The organism is Campylobacter sp. CFSAN093233 (assembly GCF_011068165.1).
Lineage (GTDB): Bacteria > Campylobacterota > Campylobacteria > Campylobacterales > Campylobacteraceae > Campylobacter_D > Campylobacter_D jejuni.
Map to the genome: position 1 here is coordinate 1 of NZ_JAAMWY010000010.1, position 20,134 is coordinate 20,134.

19 protein-coding genes and 1 pseudogene are annotated in these 20,134 nt (G+C 29.9%); 8 read left to right on the top strand and 12 right to left on the bottom strand.

All coding sequences use genetic code 11. The features are described 5' to 3' along the window. Positions 1 to 23: 23 nt before the first annotated feature. From kdsB to FBF15_RS08915, 4 genes are read right to left on the bottom strand one after another with little or no spacing between them, the layout of a single operon-like run. Positions 24 to 743 carry a 3-deoxy-manno-octulosonate cytidylyltransferase gene (kdsB, locus tag FBF15_RS08900; RefSeq protein WP_038817126.1) on the bottom strand — a complete coding sequence of 240 codons (720 nt, stop codon included), beginning with the start codon at positions 741 to 743 and terminating at the stop codon, positions 24 to 26. Beyond that, positions 740 to 2,152 (bottom strand): threonine synthase, encoded by a 1,413-nt coding sequence (thrC, locus tag FBF15_RS08905; protein WP_165434637.1) that lies wholly within the window; start codon positions 2,150 to 2,152, stop codon positions 740 to 742. The genes kdsB and thrC overlap by 4 nt, the downstream gene beginning before the upstream one ends. Continuing rightward, positions 2,149 to 3,075, bottom strand: coding sequence for a tetraacyldisaccharide 4'-kinase (locus FBF15_RS08910; protein ID WP_057036135.1), 927 nt, complete (start codon positions 3,073 to 3,075; stop codon positions 2,149 to 2,151). The genes thrC and FBF15_RS08910 overlap by 4 nt, the downstream gene beginning before the upstream one ends. A gap of 3 nt (positions 3,076 to 3,078) precedes the next feature. After that, a complete protein-coding gene (locus tag FBF15_RS08915) occupies positions 3,079 to 3,819 on the bottom strand; it encodes an NAD+ synthase (RefSeq protein ID WP_052786694.1) in 741 nt (246 codons plus the stop codon). Between the two features lie 73 nt (positions 3,820 to 3,892). Here FBF15_RS08915 and FBF15_RS08920 point away from each other — a divergent pair, with 73 nt between their 5' ends. Both FBF15_RS08920 and FBF15_RS08925 read left to right on the top strand, forming a co-directional pair. After that, a complete protein-coding gene (locus FBF15_RS08920; RefSeq protein ID WP_002873848.1) occupies positions 3,893 to 4,489 on the top strand; it encodes an MBL fold metallo-hydrolase in 597 nt (198 codons plus the stop codon). A gap of 11 nt (positions 4,490 to 4,500) precedes the next feature. Further along, positions 4,501 to 4,806, top strand: coding sequence for a hypothetical protein (locus tag FBF15_RS08925; RefSeq protein ID WP_002852583.1), 306 nt, complete (start codon positions 4,501 to 4,503; stop codon positions 4,804 to 4,806). 40 nt (positions 4,807 to 4,846) lie between these two features. Here FBF15_RS08925 and FBF15_RS08930 read toward each other — a convergent pair whose 3' ends face one another. From FBF15_RS08930 to murJ, 7 genes are read right to left on the bottom strand one after another with little or no spacing between them, the layout of a single operon-like run. Then, complete coding sequence (locus FBF15_RS08930) at positions 4,847 to 5,626, bottom strand: enoyl-ACP reductase (RefSeq protein ID WP_002852476.1); 780 nt, start codon at positions 5,624 to 5,626, stop codon at positions 4,847 to 4,849. Then, positions 5,626 to 6,522: a 4-hydroxy-tetrahydrodipicolinate synthase gene (dapA, locus tag FBF15_RS08935; RefSeq protein ID WP_038817122.1), complete on the bottom strand. Its 897-nt coding sequence runs from the start codon at positions 6,520 to 6,522 to the stop codon at positions 5,626 to 5,628. The genes FBF15_RS08930 and dapA overlap by 1 nt, the downstream gene beginning before the upstream one ends. Continuing rightward, positions 6,515 to 7,765 (bottom strand): pitrilysin family protein, encoded by a 1,251-nt coding sequence (locus tag FBF15_RS08940; protein ID WP_038817121.1) that lies wholly within the window; start codon positions 7,763 to 7,765, stop codon positions 6,515 to 6,517. The genes dapA and FBF15_RS08940 overlap by 8 nt, the downstream gene beginning before the upstream one ends. Further along, positions 7,762 to 8,820 (bottom strand): quinone-dependent dihydroorotate dehydrogenase, encoded by a 1,059-nt coding sequence (locus FBF15_RS08945; protein WP_002869883.1) that lies wholly within the window; start codon positions 8,818 to 8,820, stop codon positions 7,762 to 7,764. Before FBF15_RS08945 ends, FBF15_RS08940 begins: the two co-directional genes overlap by 4 nt. A gap of 31 nt (positions 8,821 to 8,851) precedes the next feature. After that, a complete protein-coding gene (locus FBF15_RS08950) occupies positions 8,852 to 10,594 on the bottom strand; it encodes an ABC transporter ATP-binding protein (RefSeq protein ID WP_032592362.1) in 1,743 nt (580 codons plus the stop codon). Beyond that, positions 10,587 to 11,975 (bottom strand): cysteine--tRNA ligase, encoded by a 1,389-nt coding sequence (cysS, locus tag FBF15_RS08955; RefSeq protein WP_002869881.1) that lies wholly within the window; start codon positions 11,973 to 11,975, stop codon positions 10,587 to 10,589. Before cysS ends, FBF15_RS08950 begins: the two co-directional genes overlap by 8 nt. Then, a complete protein-coding gene (gene murJ, locus FBF15_RS08960; protein ID WP_165434638.1) occupies positions 11,975 to 13,426 on the bottom strand; it encodes a murein biosynthesis integral membrane protein MurJ in 1,452 nt (483 codons plus the stop codon). The genes cysS and murJ overlap by 1 nt, the downstream gene beginning before the upstream one ends. 103 nt (positions 13,427 to 13,529) lie before the next feature. Here murJ and FBF15_RS08965 point away from each other — a divergent pair, with 103 nt between their 5' ends. The 6 genes from FBF15_RS08965 to murF are packed head-to-tail and all read left to right on the top strand — an operon-like array spanning position 13,530 to position 19,390. Beyond that, a complete protein-coding gene (locus FBF15_RS08965; RefSeq protein ID WP_165434639.1) occupies positions 13,530 to 15,389 on the top strand; it encodes a flagellar assembly protein A in 1,860 nt (619 codons plus the stop codon). Continuing rightward, positions 15,365 to 15,916 (top strand): Holliday junction branch migration protein RuvA, encoded by a 552-nt coding sequence (gene ruvA, locus FBF15_RS08970; RefSeq protein ID WP_002933558.1) that lies wholly within the window; start codon positions 15,365 to 15,367, stop codon positions 15,914 to 15,916. The genes FBF15_RS08965 and ruvA overlap by 25 nt, the downstream gene beginning before the upstream one ends. Positions 15,917 to 15,925: 9 nt before the next feature. Then, a complete protein-coding gene (locus FBF15_RS08975; RefSeq protein ID WP_032582892.1) occupies positions 15,926 to 16,966 on the top strand; it encodes a D-alanine--D-alanine ligase in 1,041 nt (346 codons plus the stop codon). 59 nt (positions 16,967 to 17,025) lie between these two features. Continuing rightward, on the top strand, positions 17,026 to 17,241 hold the full coding sequence (locus FBF15_RS08980; protein WP_002852622.1) for a type II toxin-antitoxin system Phd/YefM family antitoxin: 216 nt from the start codon (positions 17,026 to 17,028) through the stop codon (positions 17,239 to 17,241). 1 nt (position 17,242) lies between these two features. Further along, complete coding sequence (locus FBF15_RS08985; protein ID WP_032580973.1) at positions 17,243 to 17,962, top strand: alpha/beta hydrolase; 720 nt, start codon at positions 17,243 to 17,245, stop codon at positions 17,960 to 17,962. Beyond that, the gene (gene murF, locus FBF15_RS08990; protein WP_002860764.1) at positions 17,963 to 19,390 is read left to right on the top strand and encodes a UDP-N-acetylmuramoyl-tripeptide--D-alanyl-D-alanine ligase; all 1,428 of its coding nucleotides are present in this window, start codon (positions 17,963 to 17,965) and stop codon (positions 19,388 to 19,390) included. Positions 19,391 to 19,447: 57 nt separating this feature from the next. Here murF and FBF15_RS08995 read toward each other — a convergent pair. Beyond that, positions 19,448 to 20,134: pseudogene (locus FBF15_RS08995) on the bottom strand (hypothetical protein); the annotation flags it as partial.

Sequence of the window (20,134 nt, forward strand, 5' to 3'; positions counted from 1 at the left end):
ATCTGTTTCGTTTTGGGGTGGAGTTATTTTTCTAAATAAATTTTTAAAGCCCTTTCATAGTCTTCTTTAGTATCAATCCCCATGCTTGTTGTTGATATTTCAAGCATTTTGATTTTTTTACCATTTTCTATAGCTCTTAACTGCTCTAATTTTTCCGCTCTTTCAAGTGCAGAACTTGATAAAGAACAAAACTCCCTTAAAGCTTTGACACTATAAGCGTAAATACCTAAATGCCCTTTAAAACTTTCCTCGTAATTTTCTCTTTCATAAGGGATTTTAGCTCTTGAAAAATACAAGGCATACCCTTCTTTATCGCAAAGCACTTTAACCAGATTAGGATCCATAGCTTCTTCTTGGGTGATTTTTTTATAACAACTCACCATAAAAGCTTTTTTATCCAAGCAAGAACTTGCAAATTCTTTAAATTTTAATAAATTTTCACATTCTATAAAAGGCTCATCAGCTTGGACATTGATAATAATCTCATCATCTTTTAAAGATAGTTTCTTACAAGCTTCATTAATCCTATCCGTACCGCTTTCATGATTTTTGCTTGTTAAAACTGCATTTAAACCATATTCTTTAGCGATACTTAAAACCTTTTCATCATCTAAAGCTATACAAACTTCATCCACACTACTTACCCTTCTTGCAGTAGCCACAAACATAGGCACTCCACCTACATCACATAAAATTTTCTCATGAAAACGACTTGATTTTAATCTTGCAGGAATAATAATCATTTTTGCATCCAATCTAAAATTTCTTTTTTTATATTTTTGGCTTCAAATACCTTTTCATCGCTATTTTTCAAGTCAAATAAAGCCAAAATTTCATCTTTAACTTGGACATTAAACTCTTTAGCTATAAATTTTAAATCTTCTTTTTCATTCTTAGAATCCCTATCATATAAAGCTTTTATCATACTTGGAGTAAATTTTGTCCATTCTGCTGTAGAGGTAATAATGCTAGGTTTTAAAGGATCAAGCATTTTAAAACAAGTTGCGGTGTGCGGATCGATTAAAATCTTGCTTTGTTTGATAAATTGCATACATTCTTCATCAGTGCAAAAATCCGCCTCAAAATCTTCTTGCAAACTTTGCAATTCTTCTTTTTCAAGTTTAAAATATCTCTCATTTTTCAACAAATTCATCAGTTCTTTGGTTCTTTTATCTTTAAATTTCGCAAACAAAAGTCTTTCGATATTAGATGAAACAAGTATATCCATAGCTGGAGAAATAGTCTTCTTAAGACTTTTTTCACGCAAATCATAAACGCCATGATTAAAAAATTCACTCAAAATATTATTCACATTTGAAGCGATTTTGATTTTTGAAATTTTAGCTCCCATTTTTTTAGCATAAAAAGCCCCTAAAGCATTGCCAAAATTTCCACTTGGAACGATAATTTGCACTTCTTCTAAAAACTCATTAAAAAGTTTTAAACTCGCATAATAATGATAAATAATCTGAAATAAAATACGCCCAAAATTTACAGAATTAGCTGCGCAAAGCTCATAATTTAAAGCTTTAATTTCGTTTTGAAAATCTTTTGAAAAAAGCAATTCTTTTAAAGTGCGTTGCGCTGCATCAAAATCCTCATCTATGGCAAAAACTTTCAAGTTATCCTTATCTAAAGCTCGCATTTGCAACTCTTGAACTCCACTTGTGCCACCTTTTGGATACATACAAGCTACTTTAACATTTTTTGCATTTTCAAAACTTTTTAAAGTTGCAGGCCCTGTATCGCCGCTTGTAGCACAGATAATTAAAATATTTTTATCCTTTGAAAATTCGCTTAAAAGCACGCCAAAAGGCTGTAAAGCCATATCTTTAAAAGCTCTTGTAGGCCCATGCCAAAGCTCGTTAATATAGGTTTTTTCAGAGATTTTTTGCAAAGAAATAGGTGTATTTTTATCATCAAAGCTTTCATAACTTTTCAAAGCCTTTTTAAAAAGCTCTTCTTCGCCAAAACCAAAACTTTCTATAAGCTTTAAAGCAAAATCTTTATAAGATAAATTGGCATATTTTTCTCCTTCAAAAATAGGCAAATTTAAAGGTGAGTAAAGCCCTCCTTCTGGGGCGTTTGGGTTAATCAAAGCTTCCTTAAAACTTGATACATTATTTACATTTCTACTCTCGACCAATTTCACTGTTCAAACTCCTTGATATAAGTTTTTATTTTTTCCCTTAATGAATCTTTTAGTTCTATATTTAATTCTATAATTTGACATTTAAAACCAAAATCTTTAACTTTAACAAAATCCTTAAAAGTAAGCATTAGTGTATCGCAATTATGTTTTTTTAGCAAATTTTCTAATTCTTCTTTTTTAAATTCATAATGATCTTTAAAAAAATAACAAGCCCTTGCTTTGATAAAATGCTCATACAATCTAAAAGGTTTAGCAATAGCAGTTACCAAAACAGCCTTTGGATTTTCTTTTACAAAAGAATAACGCACAAAATCCCTACCTTCTAATGCAATAAAATCAGCCCTTTTTTCATAAAATTTTGGCAAACGATAAGCTCCACTTGGTAAGGTAAAATTAAAATAAGGTTTGATTTTACTTTCAAGCAAAATATCAAATTTTTTAATATGAAATTTAGAAAAAGCATCATCAAGTACAACGATTTTAGCTCCCAACTCAAAAGCTTTTTCAATACCTTTTACTCTATCTTCACTTACAATCACACCTTTGATATTTTCTTCAAAAGCATACTCCATAGCTTCATCGCCACTTTGTGCTAAGGTGCATAAAATTTCATTTTGATTTTTAACAACAAACAAACCTTTAGATTTTCTTTTATAGCCCCTAAGCACTATAAAAACGCCATCAAATTCCCTTGCTATAGCTTTGCAAAGCGGGGTTTTTCCATTACCTCCAAAACTTAAATTACCAACGCTAATAACAGGCTTTTTAAAAACTATTTTTTTACGAAAAAAAGTATTTAAAATCGCAAAAAAAGCATAAAGCACACTTAAAGGTAAAAGTACAAAAGCAAGACATTTTTGCCAAAAATTAGGCTTAAAAAAATAATTATCAAGCCAAAGTTCATAATTTTTTTCTTCACTCATTGTTTAAATTTCCAAAATTTCAGGCATTTTTCCCTTAAAAGCATTTTTTTGCATGCGATTTTTTAACATAGCAATCAAAGAAGGATCAAGCGTTCTTAAAAGTTTTTCGTCATTAGTTTCTAAAGCTTTTAAGCCATCATCGATTTTTGCATAAGAAAAACCTAAATCCCCCTCATCGCTTTGATTCTCCCAAAGATCCGCACTTGGAGCTTTTTTGATAAAATTTTCATGCAAGTTAAGGTATTTTGCTAAGGCATAAATTTCACTTTTATAAAGCGATCCTATAGGATTAAAAGCACAAGCTAAATCTCCATAAATCGTACCATAACCTAAAAGCAATTCGCTTTTATTAGAAGTGCCTATGACTAAAGAATTTTTTAAAGCAGAATAATCATAAAGCAAACTCATTCTAATACGCGCTGCAAAATTTCCTAACGATACTAGAGTAGTATTTTCACTTTGCTTTATAAAAGCATCTAAAATGCTTTGAATTTCTATGATTTTATATTCAAGATTTAAATCCGCACAAAGCCTTAAAGCATCTTCAAGATTGGCTTTGTTTGAAATTTGAGTTGGCATTAAAAGAGCAAAAACATTCTCTTTTAAAGCTCTTTTACAAAGCGTTGCTACCAAAGCAGAATCAATCCCGCCACTAAGCCCCAAAACCACACCTTGACTTTGAGAATTTTTCACTTTTTCTTGTATAAAATCACACATTTTTTCCGTAATCTTTTGCCAATCCATAAAGCTTGCCTTTTAAAAATTTAATGTATAATTATATTTATTTAAGGCAAATTTTTTATTAAAGAGGCAAAAAATGCAAATTATCAAACAAGCTTGTGGAGCTTATGAGACAAATTGTTATATTTTATTTGGTGAGCATGGAGAAATTATAATTGATCCTGGTTTTGATGCGCTAAATTTCATCAAAAAACATGTAAAAAATCCTTTAGCGATTTTAAACACTCACGGACATTACGATCATGTTTGGGATAATGAAAAAGTAAAACAAGCCTATCAAATCCCCATTTATATTCATAAAAATGATACTTTTATGCTTGAAGATCCTTTTAATCAAGGTTTTATGCCTAGCAAAGCGGATTATTTGATTGATGATGAAAATATCATTTCTATAGGCGGACTTGACTTTAAATTTCACTTTTTACCAGGACATACACCAGGTTGCACTATGATAGAAATTGTAGGTAAAAATATCATGTTTAGTGGAGATTTTTTATTTTATAGAAGCATAGGAAGATGGGATTTTCCTTATTCAGATGCAAATTTAATGAAACAAAGCTTAGAAAAAGTTATGACTTACAAAGAAGATTTTAAACTTTTGCCAGGACATGGACAAGAAACTACTTTAAAAGAAGAGCAAGTCCATCTACCCTCTTGGCTTAGATATTTTTAAGGTATATTAAAATGGAATTAGATCAAATTTTATTATATGCTTTTATTTTTTTAAATCTTTTTGCCCTTTTTGGTTTATTTTTGGGAAATAAAAAGAAAAATCAATTTAATGATAAAAAATTTTATAAAATCTGCCCATGTAAAAAAATGGCAGAAAATGGATCTTTAAGTACGATTTGTATTTATTCAGCTGTGGGAGGATTTTTTTACAGCGTATTATCTATAGGTTTTGTAGGTTTTGGCAATTGGACTTTAAATTTTATTTTTTTACTTGCATTATTAAGTGTTTTTTTAGGATGGAAATTAAAACTTGATTGAAAAATATTTTTAAGAAAAATCCATTGATTTTTCTTAATTTTTATTTAAAAGTTGTACCACCATCAACGATGAAAGTATGTCCTGTTACCCAACTTGCCTTACTTGAACAAAGAAAAAGACATGCTCCAGCCAAATCTTCAGGCTGCCCCATGCGATTTAAAGGGCTTAAATTTATAGTAGCCTGTTTTACTTCTTCATAATTTGTAAAAGCTCTTAAAGCATCAGTTTCAATAGGCCCACCACTTACGACATTTACACGGATATTTTTTTCTCCAAGTTCAGTAGCCGCATATCTTGCCATAGCTTCTACGGCAGCTTTTGCTGTGCCATGACCTGAATAATTTTCTATATACACTAAATTTCCTGTAGATGAAATAGAAATAATACTTCCACCCCCTACTTTTTCCATCCTTTTAGCTGCTTCTTGTGCACCCACAACAAAAGCATTTACTGTGGCTGTAAAAATGTTATTAATTCCCTTTGGTTTTAACTTCATAAATTTAGTATAGCCACCTACAACCGCACGTCCTGAAATGATAGCATTTGAGATAAAATAATCCACTCTATCAAAATCCACATCAATTTTTTCAAAAAGTTCTTTATAAGTTTCAGGTTCTAAAATATTAAACTCATAAGCTCTAGCTTTGATTTTATAATTTTTCTCCAAATCTTGAACCATTTCATCAGCAATTTGCGCATTAGAATTATAAGTAAAAGCTATATTTGCACCCACTTTAGCAAATTCATAAACTATAGCTTTGCCTATCCCGCGAGTTCCACCGCTAATCACTAAAGTTTTTCCTTGAAATTCTGTATTCATTAAAATCCTTTGATCTTATATTTTTTCATCACTTCTTCAATTTTAGCAAAATTTTCCTTACTTGGAGAACAAAGAGGAAGTCTAAATTCCAAACTTTCTATCAATCCAGCTAAATACATAGCCGTTTTAATAGGAATAGGATTACTTTCGCAAAATAAAATTTTATTGATATTATAAAGCTCATCATTGATTTTTTTAGCTTCTTTATAATTTTCATCTAAAGCAAAATGAGTTAAAGTGCTAATCATATCGGGTAATAAATTTGAAGTTACTGAAATCACTCCCTTTCCGCCATTCGAAAGTATAGGATAATTGATCGCATCTTCCCCTGAAATAAGCATCATTCTAGGTTCGTGCGCAAGCAAATCCACACACTTATCGATATTTCCACTCGCTTCTTTTACTCCATAAATATTTTCACAATCTCTAAAAAGCTTGATAATAGTATCCGTTGAAATTTCACAACCTGTTCTTCCTGGAACATTATATAAAAGCACAGGAATATCTACACTTTGTGCAATAGCCTTATAATGCTCATAAAGTCCTTGTTGTGTAGGTTTATTATAATACGGTGCCACACTTAAAATCCCATCAGCACCATGCTCTTTAGCAAATTTAGCCAAACCCACTGCCTCATGAGTTGCATTACTTCCCGCACCTGCTAAAACCTTAACTTTAGTTTCTTTGCAAGTCTCAACGGCTATTTCTATGCAAGTTCTATGTTCTTCATGGGTTAAAGTTGCACTTTCTCCTGTTGTTCCTACTGGAACTACTGCATCGATGCCATTTTCTATTTGTCTTTTAATCAATCTTGCATAACTTTGCTCATCAACTTTTCCATTTTTAAATGGTGTAATAAGAGCCGTCATCGCCCCAATAATAATATTTTTATCCATTTGAATCCTTTCTTAGAATTACCGTAGTTGAATTTTCTTGAATAAAATATTTTTTAGCACAAGAAATCAAATCTTTTAATTCCAAATTTTGTATATCTTTCTCATAATTTAACAAAGGATTGATATCTCCTCTTGCTAGATATGAACCATAAATATTTGCCACTGCACTAGCATTGTTAAATGAGAAAATAAAATCGCTTTTGACATTATTTTTCACTCTTTGCAAATCTTTTTGAGAAATTTTACCCATTTTAAGCTTATCAATGATTTTTAAAAGCTCTTTTTCTACTTTTTCTGCATTAACATTGGGGTTACAATTACAAATAAAAATAAATAAATTTTCATCTATACAATCATTAACATAAGCATAATAATCATTGATTAAATTTAATTTATCAATCAAAATTTCACTCATTAAAGAACTTTTCCCACTTCCTAAAAGCTCGGATAAAGCATTTAAAGCAGGTATATCTTTGTGCTTGAAATTTGGAATTTTATAAGCAAGGGCTAATAGTTCAGTATCTGAGTTTTTATGCAAATATATTCTTTTTGCTCCATCTTGCTTAGGCTCTTTTGTGTGAATTTTAGGCATAGTCTTAGTATTTTTAATCTTTTCAAAATGTTTTTTTGAAAGCTCAAAAACTTCTTTACTTTCTATATCGCCACTTACAAGTAAAATCGCATTTTTAGGTTGATAGTAAATACTGTGAAATTCTTTAATATCTTCAATACTCCAATTTTCTATATCTTTAAAAAAACCTATAGGAGTCCAATGATAAGGATGATACATAAATGCATGATTAAAAAGTCTAAAATAAAGATATCCCAAAGGATTATTATCTGTTCTCCATCTACGCTCTTCTAAAACCACTGCTCTTTCAGGCTGAAATTCTTCATCTTTTAAATTTAAATTCGCCATAAGTTCTGCAAAAAGTTCCAAAGCTTTATCTAAATTTTTCTTCGCACATTTAATATAATAATGAGTATAGTCAAAACCTGTGCTTGCATTATCCACACCACCAAAACCCTTAACAATCTCATCAAATTCGCCAGCTTTTAAATTTTTAGTACTTTTAAAATTTAAATGTTCTAGCATATGAGCTATGCCGCTTTTTCCCATGATCTCATTTCTTGAACCTACTTTATAAAAAATATCAACGCTAATCACATCGCTATTTTTATTTACAGGCAAAGCATAAACTTCAAGCTTGTTTTTTAATTGAATTTTTTCATAAGCAATCATTTTAAATTTACCCCAACAGCTTCGCTAATGTGTAAAAAACCATCTTTTCTTAAAAGCTCTATAAGATTTTGATTGATATTTTTTACCAAAGAAGGACCTTTAAAAATCAAAGCTGTATAAACTTGCACCAAATTAGCCCCATTTTTAATACGCTCATAAGCAATATCAGCACTATCAATCCCTCCACTTGCAATAAGCAAGGTTTTGCCAAAAAGAATTTTAGCTACTTCTTTGAAAAAAATACCACTTTTTTCTGTAATCAACCTTCCACTAATACCACCAAAAGTACGATTATTATCTAGTAAGCTATAATCAACACTAGTATTGGCTAATATAAACCCGTCTGCACCTTTTTTAATAGCATTTTCACATAAATTTAAAGCATCATCTATTTTCATATCAGGAGCAATTTTTATCAAAATAGGCTTAGAAGTAATTTTTTTGGCTTCTTCAAGCAAGGTATTTAAAAAATCATCATTTTGTAACTCTCTTAAATTTTTAGTATTAGGAGATGAGATATTAACGATAAAATAATCACATAAATCCTTAAAATCTCTAAACAAAGTAAAATAATCCTCCAAGGCTTTATCATTTGGAGTGATTTTATTTTTCCCTATATTTACTCCTAAGGGTAAAACAAAAGGATAAGTTTTTGCAAGTCTTAAAGCAATCTTTTCAGCACCTTCGTTGTTAAAACCCATAGCATTTTGTATACTTTCTTGTTTTACAAGTCTAAATAGACGTGGTTTTTCATTGCCTTCTTGAGGTTTTGGAGTAAAAGTTCCCACTTCTAAAAAGCCAAATCCTAAAGCACTCAAAGGTCTTATCATAGTAGCATTTTTATCAAAGCCTCCTGCTAAACCCACAGGGTTATTAAAATCAAGTCCAAGTAAATTTTGCCTTAAACTCTCATTATCAACTATATATTTGTGTGCTAAAAAACTTAAAGCTCCTGGAAAACTAGCACTTAAAGCCCTTAAGCTACATTCAACCAAAGCATGTGTATACTCAGGGTTTAACTTAAAAAGTAAAGGTTTTATCATTTCATAAGCCATTTTTTAATCCTTTTTAAAATTCTAACTAAAATTAACTAAAGCTAGGCTTTGTTTTTTCTTTGCTTTTAAATTTTTGATACAAAGAACAAGTTTGCAAAAGCTCTTCATCTTTACCTATTGCCAATACCTTACCCTTATCCAATACTACTATTTTATCTGCATTTTCTATAGTGCTTAAACGATGTGCAACCACTAAAATCAATCTGTCTTGTTTTAAATTTTCTATAGTTTTAACTATTGCTTTTTCACTTTCATTATCCAAAGCTGAAGTTGCTTCATCAAAAATAAGCACATCAGGATTTTTATATAAAGCTCTAGCGATTGCTATTCTTTGTTTTTGTCCTCCACTTAAGTTTTTACCATGTTCTTTCACTTCAGCCCAAATCCCGCCCATTTCTTTAACAAATTCATAGGCATTGGCCAATTTTAAAGCTTGGATGACTTTTTCTTCTTCTAACTCTTCGCTATAAGCAATATTTGCAGCAAAACTATCATTAAAAAGATAAATATTTTGCGTTACAAGTCCTATTTTAGCATGTAAGCTTTCTATGGTAAAAGTGCTAATATCTTCTTGATTGAGTAAAATTTTACCTTTTTGCTTTTCATAAAAATACATCAAAAGATTAATAATAGAAGATTTGCCACCCCCACTTGTCCCTACAAGAGCAAGCATTTGCCCTTTAACAAAATCAAAATTTACGCCTTTTAAAACACTTTTATGCGGGTTTTCATAAGCAAATTCAACATTTTCAAAGCTAATTTTTTCAATGTTTTTTAATTCTTTGCTTCCACCTTTAATTTGAGGTTCTAAATCCAATAAATAAAAAGTTCTTTCACTTGCCGCAACAGCACCTTGAAGTTTTCCATATAAAGACGAAAGACGCTTTAAAGGAGTATATATCGCAAAAAGTGCCGAAACAAAACTGATAAAACTTCCCACACTCATAGAACCATTGATAACCTCTCTACCCCCTACAATAATCACCACAGCAACCCCAACAGAACCCATCATATCCATTAAAGGACTTGTAAGTGCATCAATACGTGCGGATTTTAGGTTTAATTTACATAAAATATCATTATGCTTAGAAAATTTATCACTTTCTTTTTTTTCATTATCATTAGCTTTGATCAATTCAATATTTGAAAAAATTTCACCCAAATAAGAAAGTAAATCCGAATTTGTTTCTTGTATATTTCTTGCATATTTTTTAAGTTTTTTAGCAAACCATACCAAAGGAAAAATAGCTAAAGGCAAAATCACTAAAGCAAAAAAAGCCAAAGTAGGACTTTGATACAAGACTACCGCAAGCAGTCCTATAGCAGTTAAAAGCTCTCTAAAAAAATCAGGAATAATATTTGATACTATACTTTGAAGTGCATTAATATCATTAGTACAACGACTTACAAGCTCTCCGCTTCTATAGCGTTTAAAAAAATCCATATCCAAGCGTAAAACATTTTTTAAAACCCTAGCACGCAATACTCTTAACATATCTGTTCCTATAAAGGAAACATAAAAACTTTGTAGATAAGTTCCAAGATTTTTAAAAAAATACATCAATACTAGCAAAAAAGGCACTGTATAAAGTAAAGCTTCATTTTTTTCAACGAAAATATAATTTAAAATAGGCTCTAAAGCATAAAAACTTCCAGCAGTTCCTCCGCTTGCTAAAATCATACCAAAAATAGCTATAGCAAATTGCTTCCAATATCTTTTATAAAAGGGCTTAAAGCGTATTAAAACCTCTTTTAAATTCATCTCATTATGCATTTATTTTCTCCCAAATTGTTCCATTTGGAGTATCTAAAAGAGTGATTTTTTTACTACTTAGTTGTTCCCTTATTGTATCAGCTGTGTTAAAATCTTTGCTTTTCTTAGCCTCAGTTCTTTCTAAAATTAACTTTTCAATCTCTTCTCGTTCTTCTTTGCTTACACCCCATTGAAAATATAAAGTTGTATCCATAAAACCAAAGCCAAAAATTTTAGCTAGCTCACTTAAAGCTTCTTTGATATTTTGTTTTAAAATTTTATTTTTGCTTTCTTTATCCAACTCTAAATTTGCATTATTTATAAAATCATCTAAAAGAGCTAAGGCTTTAGAAACGTTTAAATCATCATTTAAAATCTCTAAAATTTGCTTAGCAATTTCGCTTTTTATTTCAATATCATTTAAAACATCAAAATCAGAAATTTCACCTAAATCCAATCTTTTTTTAAGGCGATAAAATTTATCTAAACGTTTTTTAGCATTTTCTAAATCCAATAAAGAATAATTAAAATGAGATCTATAATGAGAACTCAAAAGATAAAATCTTAAAGCTTCGCCCATAAATTCTTTTAAAGCATCTTTTATGAAAAAACTATTATTTAAACTTTTACTCATTTTTTCGCCATCGATTTTTACAAAACCATTATGAAGCCAAATATTTGCTAATTTTCTCTTACATCCACAACGACATTGCGCAGCTTCATTTTCATGATGAGGAAAAAGCAAATCTATCCCTCCAGCATGTATATCAAGAGTATTTTCAAAAATAGAATCAATCATAGCAACACATTCAGTATGCCAACCTGGGCGCCCTTTGCCAAATTCATTTTCGTAAAAATTTTCATCAAATTTCCAAAGCACAAAATCGCTTTCATTTCTTTTTTGCACTTCATTACTTAGACGAGAGATATTTTCTTCTAAATTGCGATTTGATAGGCTTAAATATTTTTCATCTTTACTTGTATCAAAATAAATTCCATCTTCTAGAGTATAAACAAACCCATCCTTAGCAAGCTTTTTAATCAAATCAAGCATAGCTGTTATATAATGCGTTGCACGAGGTTTAAAATCAGGATCTAATACATTTAAAACCCTCATATCCTCTTCATAACTTTTAATATAAAATTCCGTAATTTCCTCTAAAGTTTGACCACTTTGAGCCATTTTTTTCAAAATCTTATCATCAATATCTGTATAATTTCTAGCAAATTTTACCCTATTGCCCTGAGCAAGTAAAACCCTACGCAAAAGATCAAAACAAACACTACTTCTTGCATGTCCTAAATGTGCATCATCATAAACCGTAGGCCCGCATAAATAAATACTAATATCTTTTTTATCAAGTTTTATTTTCTCTTTTGTTACACTGTCTAATAATCTCATTAAAAAACTCCTTTAAAACTTGTAAAAATTCCTATAAAAAAACTTAAAATATAAGGTTTAACCAAAATAAGTAAGATCGTAAAAACAATCAAAGCAACTATAACCAATAAGCAAATTTTAATAGATATTAAAGCAAAAAATTTCTTAAAACCAAATTCTTTGATATTAGCTCCAAGCAAATAAAAAGCACTAATAGAGCTTGAAAGTGCCACTGCAATAACCTTTAAACTTTCATCTTTAATCAAAAATATAAAAGCCATAGAACATAAAGCACTGATAATTAAAGATTTTACCGCGATCCAAGCTGCTGTTTTTTGTTTAAATTTTGCATAAAGCCACAAAGAAAAAAGCTTTTGCAAACCAAAAGGTAAAAGCCCTATAAGATAAGCAATCAAAACATAAGCCGTAATCACACTATCTTCGTGAGTGAAATTTCCTCTTTCAAATAAAAGCTTTGAAATTTCCAAAGCAAACACAGAACCTACAATACTAGAAGCAATAAGCAAAATGCTTAAAAGTGCTAATGCTCTTTGCATAAATTTTAAGGCTAAATTTTCTTGATCACTTTTTAAATGTTTTAAAATTTTTGGAAAAGAAACTTGAGTTAAAGCAATAGCAAAAAGTGCCAGGGGGAGTTGGAAGACACGATTTGCATAATAAAGATAAGAAATACTCCCGCTCATTAAAAAACTAGCTATAGTTGTATCAAGCAATGAGCTAAATTGAGTCGCAGAAGAACCTAAAACTCCATGAAAAAAATTGCCATAAAAACCTTGTAATTTCGCCTTGGCTTTTTTAAATTTTATACTTAAAGCCATAGCACGGATTACAGGATTGTTTTTTAAAACAAGCAAATGTAAAATAAGCTGTGCCACCCCACTTAAAACCGTTGCATAAGAAAAATAATAAAGTGTATTTTGCGGTGCATTTTTATCCACAAAAAAGGCAGCTATAACAATACTTAAGTTAAATAATGCCGCAGAAAAAGAGGTAATGAAAAATTTTTGTCTATAATTTAAAATAGCTCCTAAAAAAGTAACTAAAAAAATAAAAAACAAATACCAAAAATTAATCGCCACCAAAGGAGCCGCTAAAGCTATAGTATCTGCGTTAAACCCAAAAGCAAAAAGCTTGGTAAAAAAAGAGGAGAAAAAACTTACCAAAAGACAAAATAAAAAAACTATAAGGCTAAATTGCATCATTACACTAACGCAAAAAGCTCCTTTTTTTTTCGCTTTTACAAAATTAGGCAAAAAACTTTGTCCAAAAGCCCCTTCTGCAAAAATTCTTCTAAAAAAAGCAGGCATTTTTAAAGCCACAAAAAAAATATCACTATAAAGCCCTGCTCCTAAAAAAAGCGCTATTAAAACATCTCTAGCAAGCCCTAAAATTCTTGAAAATAAAATTCCTAAAGCATTGATAATAAAATTTTTAAATACTAAACTCTTCATTAAATTTTTTCATAAACTTCAAAATATAAAGAGAACTATTTTAACTAAAATTGATTAAAAATTGACTATAATTACATTCTTAATTTTTTACAAGGGGAAAGTTTTGGCTTTGGATGAAAAAATTATTGCCTATACAGAAAATCCAGCTCGAGAGCTTTTAAGCGTAGCTTCACGAACAAACCTTAGCTTAAATGAGCTTGATTTTAGTTTATTGGCGTTTTCTACACAATATCGTTTTGGAGATTTAGAATGGGAAAAAATCTCTGAAAAAGAATTAACTCTTTTTGATAAAGATGAAATTTTTTTAAAAAATGATCTTCAAATCAAGCAAGAATACAAAATAGAAATTTTCCACGGTATAAACCAAAGCAAAGCATCTCAAGCAGTCAAACTAGTTGCAAATAAAAATTTAACCAAAATAGTTGCTCAAATTGATTTTACAAATTTAGACTTTCATGAAAAACTAGCACTAGAACTTTTGCAAAATATTTATAAAAAGATGTTGAAACTTAAATTTTTAATAGGTATCCGCATTTTTGATTTTAAGAAAAATTTAATGTCTTTTTGCAACCAACATAAAAACATCCCTTTAAATAAAACTATACAAATCACCGTTGCACAAGGTATTGATCCTATAGAAAGTCAAGATGAATCCCTGATCTTGGCTTATAAAGAAAAAACCAAAAACTACACTATCGATGAAAAACGCTCAGGTATTATTGTTGTTGATGAAAACGAAGTTGTTTTAAAACACGCCAAATTTAAACAAGGTAAAGAAGGAAAAGACTTAAATTTACACACCTTAAAAGTTTTAGCCGCAAATGAAAATAAAGTTAAATTTTCTTGTTCTTCGGCTTTTAAACAAGTAGAGCAAGATGGATACACAGAATATATAGCTTTAAAAAAAGGTTATGTAGTACAAGATGGTGAAAAATTTGATATTGCCAATGAACTAGATTTTAATGGAGTAGATTTTAAAAATATAGGGATTATAAGAGCTGGACTAGACAAAAATGTCAAAATCAATATAAAATTTCTTTCAGAAGTAAAAGATGCTGTAAATTCTGGGGTTGGGATAGAATGTGAAGAATTAAATGTAGTCGGAAGCGTAGGAAGCAACACTCAACTTAATGCCGCTAAAATGAAAATTGAAGGCACTACACATTCTAAAGCCAAAATTCAAGCCAAACAAGCCTATATAAAAACTCATAGAGGATTTGTAGAAGCCGAAATTTTAAATATAGATTTGCTCGAAGGTGGAACAATCAAAGCTAAAGAAGTGAGAATTAAAAAAAGCTTAGGTGGAAATATACAAGCTGATAAAATCTATATAGAAAATTTAGAAAGTAATAATTCTTGTGTGTTTTTTGAAAACACCACAATAGAACGCATTAACGGGGATAACAATAAATTTCATGCTAAAATTAAAACTCTTGATAAAAATTATGATGAAGAATTTGCGATTTTAGGAGAGCAAATTTCTAAGTTAAATCATAAAATAAATAAAATAAGACAATACATTTTATCAAGCAAAAATGGAATTTTAAGCGTTGAAAAAAAGATAACAGAACTTAAAAATCAAGGTCAAAATGTTCCTGTACAATACGAAAAAGCCCTAAAAGATTTCTCTTTGCAAAATCTTGAATTAAATAAACTACAAAATGAAGAAAAAGAACTTCTTGAACGCAAAAAATCTTTACAATTAGAATTAATCAATTTGCAAAAAATGCTTTTTGAAGCAACTTTTATAAATAAAAGTGGCAAATGGACTGATATGAATGAAATCAAATTTTCACTTCTAGAGCCTAAAGAAGATATTTTTTACTCTTCATTTGTTAATGAAAGTGCTAAATTTATAGGCATTAAAAAAGTCATACAAAACAACCAAGAAAGTATAGAAATACATAAAAAATTAGATTATGAAGAAAAGGATATAGCATGGTTGTCGGCATCGAAGGAATAATCACAAAAAAAGAACCTACTTTTATCATTGTTAAATGCGCTAGTGGTTTAAGCTATGGGATATTTATTTCGCTTTTTTGTTCTGCTAAAATTCAAACTCAAGAAAAGCATGAGTTTTTTATCACTCAAATCATCAAAGAAGATTCTAATAAATTTTATGGCTTTTTGGATAAAGATGAACAAAAAATGTTTGAAATGCTTTTAAAAGTCAATGGAGTGGGTGCAAATACTGCTATGGCGGTATGCTCTAGTCTTGATGTAAATTCTTTTTACAAAGCGTTAAGTTTGGGCGATGAAAGCGTGCTTAAAAAAGTACCTGGCATAGGTCCAAAAAGTGCAAAACGCATTATAGTAGAACTTTCTGACACAAAAACCAAACTTGAAAATGTAAGCGATGATAAAAGCGAAGCCTTAGCCGCACTTCTTACTCTAGGCTTTAAACAAGAAAAAATCATAAGTGTTTTAGCAAGTGCTCAAGCAACAAGCACAAGCGAACTCATCAAAGAAGCTCTTAAAAAACTAGGATAAAGGAATAAAATGAAATTTGCAATACTTTTTGGCGGAAATTCTTATGAACATGAGATCAGTATAGTAAGTGCTGTAGTACTTAAAAAAGTTATCAATCAAAATTTAGAATTTATTTTTTGTGATGAAGAAAGAAGATTTTATCATATCCCAAGTGAAAAAATGAATTCTAAAACTTTTAGCACCAAAGCTTATAAAAAAGAAAAAGAACTTTTCATCAAACAAGGAGGTTTTTTTAGTAAAGGCTTTTTAAAAGAAAATAAACTAGAGTGCGAATGCGTGATCAATCTTATCCATGGTAGAGATGGAGAAGATGGAAAAATTGCGGCTTTATTTGAGTTTTATTCTATTAAATTTATAGGACCTAGGCTTGAAGCTAGTGTATTATCTTTCAACAAAGAACTTACCAAACTTTATGCCAAAAGCGTTGGAGTAAAAACACTTGATTATACCATGCTAAGAAAAAATCAAAACTCTAAAGAAAAGCTTAATTTTCCTTGCATTATCAAACCTGCAAGACTTGGAAGTAGTATAGGCATTAGCATAGTAAAAGATGAAAAAGATTTAGAATATGCCAAAGATGTAGGTTTTGAATTTGATAATGATCTTGTAGTGGAAGAATTTAAAAACAATATCAAAGAATACAATCTTGCAGGATGTATGATCAATGATGAGTTTGTTTTTTCCATCATAGAAGAGCCAAAGAAAAAAGAATTTTTAGACTTTGAACAAAAATATCTTAGCTTTTCAGGACACAATGAGCTTATAGAAGCGGATTTAAGCGAAGAATTAAAAGAAAAACTCAAAGACAGTTTTAAAAAGATCTACAATCCTTTGTTTAAAGGTGCTTTAATACGCTGCGATTTTTTTATACTGGATAATGAAATATATTTAAATGAAATCAACCCAAATCCTGGTTCTTTGGCTAATTATCTTTTTAAAGATTTTAATACCACTTTAAACGCTTTAGCTGATCAAATTTCACTTGAAAAAATGATAAAAATCAACTACAACTTCCTTCACTCCATCAACGGACAAAAAGGAAAATTATAAGCTTTTAAGTCAAAATACGCTAAATTATACATAAAATTTAGCGTATTTTAGGAAGAAAAATGCTCTCTTTTAAACAAGATGAAATTTACACTGCCACCGAGGTGGTAAGAAATTTTAGCCCCATTATGGAAAAACTCAAAAAAAGTGAAAGTGGAAAAATAGTTATTTTAAAAAATAACAAATTTGAAGCTGTAATGCTTAGTATGAAAGAATTTGAACGCTTACAAAATGCCATGCAACTTTTAGAAAATATCTACAAAAATCAAAAGGCTTAAAATGGCTCAAACTCAACTTTCTTATAAAAACAAAACTTATCAAATTTCTTATGAAATTTTAGGCGATCTTTCCTTACCGCAAATACTTATCTTACACGGCTGGGGAGCTAATAAAGAACTTATGAAGCAAAGTTTTTGTCCTTTTTTAAAAGATTTTTGTCAAATTTATATGGATTTGGCGGGTTTTGGAAATTCAAGCGTGGAAGAAATTTTAAACACTCAAGATTACGCCAATATCACAGAACTTTTTTTAAAACAAAAAAAACTCAATGTCTGTTTTTTCATGGGGCATTCTTTTGGCGGAAAAGTAAGTACCCTACTCGCAAAAGAAAAAGACACTCTAATCTTACTTTCAAGTGCAGGAATTTTGGCTAAAAAATCTCTAAAAGTGCGTTTTAAAATCCGTATTTTTAAAATTTTAAAACTCTTTGGTTTGGGAAAATTTTATCGCTATTTTGCTAGTAAAGATGGAGCAAATCTTAGTCCTATGATGTATGAAACCTTTAAAAGGGTTGTTGATGAGGATTTTAGTGAAATTTTTGCCAAGCAAAAGGCTAAAAGCTTGGTTTTTTGGGGGGAAAGCGATGAATCTACGCCTTTGTATTGTGGTGAAAAAATGCATCAATTTTTAAAAAATAGCACTTTTTATCCTTTAGAGGGAAATCATTTTTTCTTTTTAAAACATTCTGCTTTCATAGCTCAAAAAATTAAGGAAATTTAAATGCTTGTCAATACTCTTTATTTTATTAATTCTTTATTTTTTAATTTTTGTATAGCTTTTTATCTTATGAGTGCTTTACAATGGTATTCTTATAAATTTAAACGCGTGTTTTTTCATTATCATAAACCTTTGTGGCATTTGTATTTTTTATTTATTCCTTATTTTTTATTCTTAGCTTTTCCTTTATACTCTTTGGCATATTTTGCATTGATCCATACTCCGATTTTGTATTTTTGGAACAAAGGTATAGATAAAAAGCTTGTTTTTACAAGTAAGGTTAAATGGTTTTTTGTTTTTGTTTTTGTTTATAATGCTATTTTTGCTATCCTTGCTTTGCGTTTTTCTTTTCTTTTTAATCTTTTTAGCCTTCCTTTTGCTTTATTTAGTCTTAAAATTTATGAGTTTTTTACAAATTTATATTATAAAAAACAAGCCAAAGCCAAACTAAGAGCCAATGAAAATTTAAAAATCATACTCATTACCGCAAGTTTTGGAAAAACAAGTATTAAAAATTTTTTATACGAACTTTTAAAAGATGACTTTAAAAGCTACAAAACACCACGCTCTGTCAATACCTTGCTAGGCATAGTTGCTGATATCAACACCAATTTAAGCCAAGATACTCAAATTTACATAGCTGAAGCAGGTGCTAGACTTAAAGGCGATATTGATGAAATCACGCGTTTTTTACAACCTCACATCAGCATAGTAGGAGAGATAGGCAATGCACATTTAGAGTATTTTAAAAGTGTTGAAAATATCCGCTCAACCAAACTTGAAGCCTTAAATTCCAAAAGACTAGAAAAGGCTTTTTTACACTCTAGCACCCAAAAAGAAGAAGATAAGCTCATCAACCTTTATGATGATAAATTAAGTCTTATTCATTCAAGTCTTGAAGGTTTAGAATTTAAAATCGATATAGAAAATAAATCCTATGATTTTAAAAGTCAAATTTTAGGGGATTTTAATGCGCAAAATCTTTGTGTTTGTATACTTTGTGCTCATTATCTTGGCATAAAACTAGAAAAAATTCAAAAGCAAGTTTTAAATATAAACTCCGTAGAACATCGCTTGCAAGTGCTTTCAAGAGAGCCTAAATTTATCATAGATGATGGTTTTAATGGAAATTTTAAAGGTATGAGCACAAGCTATAAACTTTGTAAAAGCTATAAAGGACGCAAAGTTTTAGTAAGTCCTGGTATAGTGGAAGTAAGCGAAGAAGAAAATATAAAACTTGCTAAAATCATCAATGAGTGTTTTGATCTTGCTATCATTAGTGCACAAATCAATGCTGAAATTTTCAAAAAAGAGTTAAAAATAAAAACCATTATACTTAAAGAAAAGAGTCAGCTAGTTCAAACTCTAGCTAAAGAAACAAAACACGGAGATTTAATACTCTTTTCAAACGATGCACCTAGCTTTATGTGATTTGCTAAGTATTTGCAAATGTCATCATTTTTAATTTGACTTCGTGCAAATACTTCTTTAAACCCTAGTCTGCCCTATAAGATTATTAAGTCTATCCATTATATTATTTACAAAAGAATTTATACTTTCATTACTTGCTTTCCAGCCATTAGCTTTTGCTTGATTAAATTCTCTATCAAACCAAGCTCCACCATAACCTATACTTGTATTTTGCCAAGCAACCCCTTTTTCCATTGCATATATATCTGCATCAAGCCAGCCATCTTGTGCATAACCTTTTAATAAACTTGCAAAATCAACTTTGCCTGTCATGATGTCATCTAAGGAAGTTAATGATCCATCAAAGCTTTCTTTGGCCATAGCTTCAGCATAAGACTTAGCTATAGGATTTAATGTTGCACTACCTTCTCTTGGCGATACACCCGTTGATTTTAAAAAACTCATAAACAAAGCCTCTTTAGAGTAACTTCCATCTTCATTTTGTGGATAAACTGACATATCAGGATTAAAAGTATCTATTGCAGTGTCTTTATCTAAATTTTGAGTTTGCATACTTTGCGGAGTGAAATTTAATGGTTGTAAGCCTATATTAATATGCCCAAACATTCCTAATTGTTCTGCTTCATTATATTGCTCTTGTGTATTATAATAGTTTGTTATTGTTAGCTTATCATAATTTTTCGGCATAATACCTATAGTTTTATCAGATGATAATTCACTAATTCCCTTAGGCATAGAATTTAT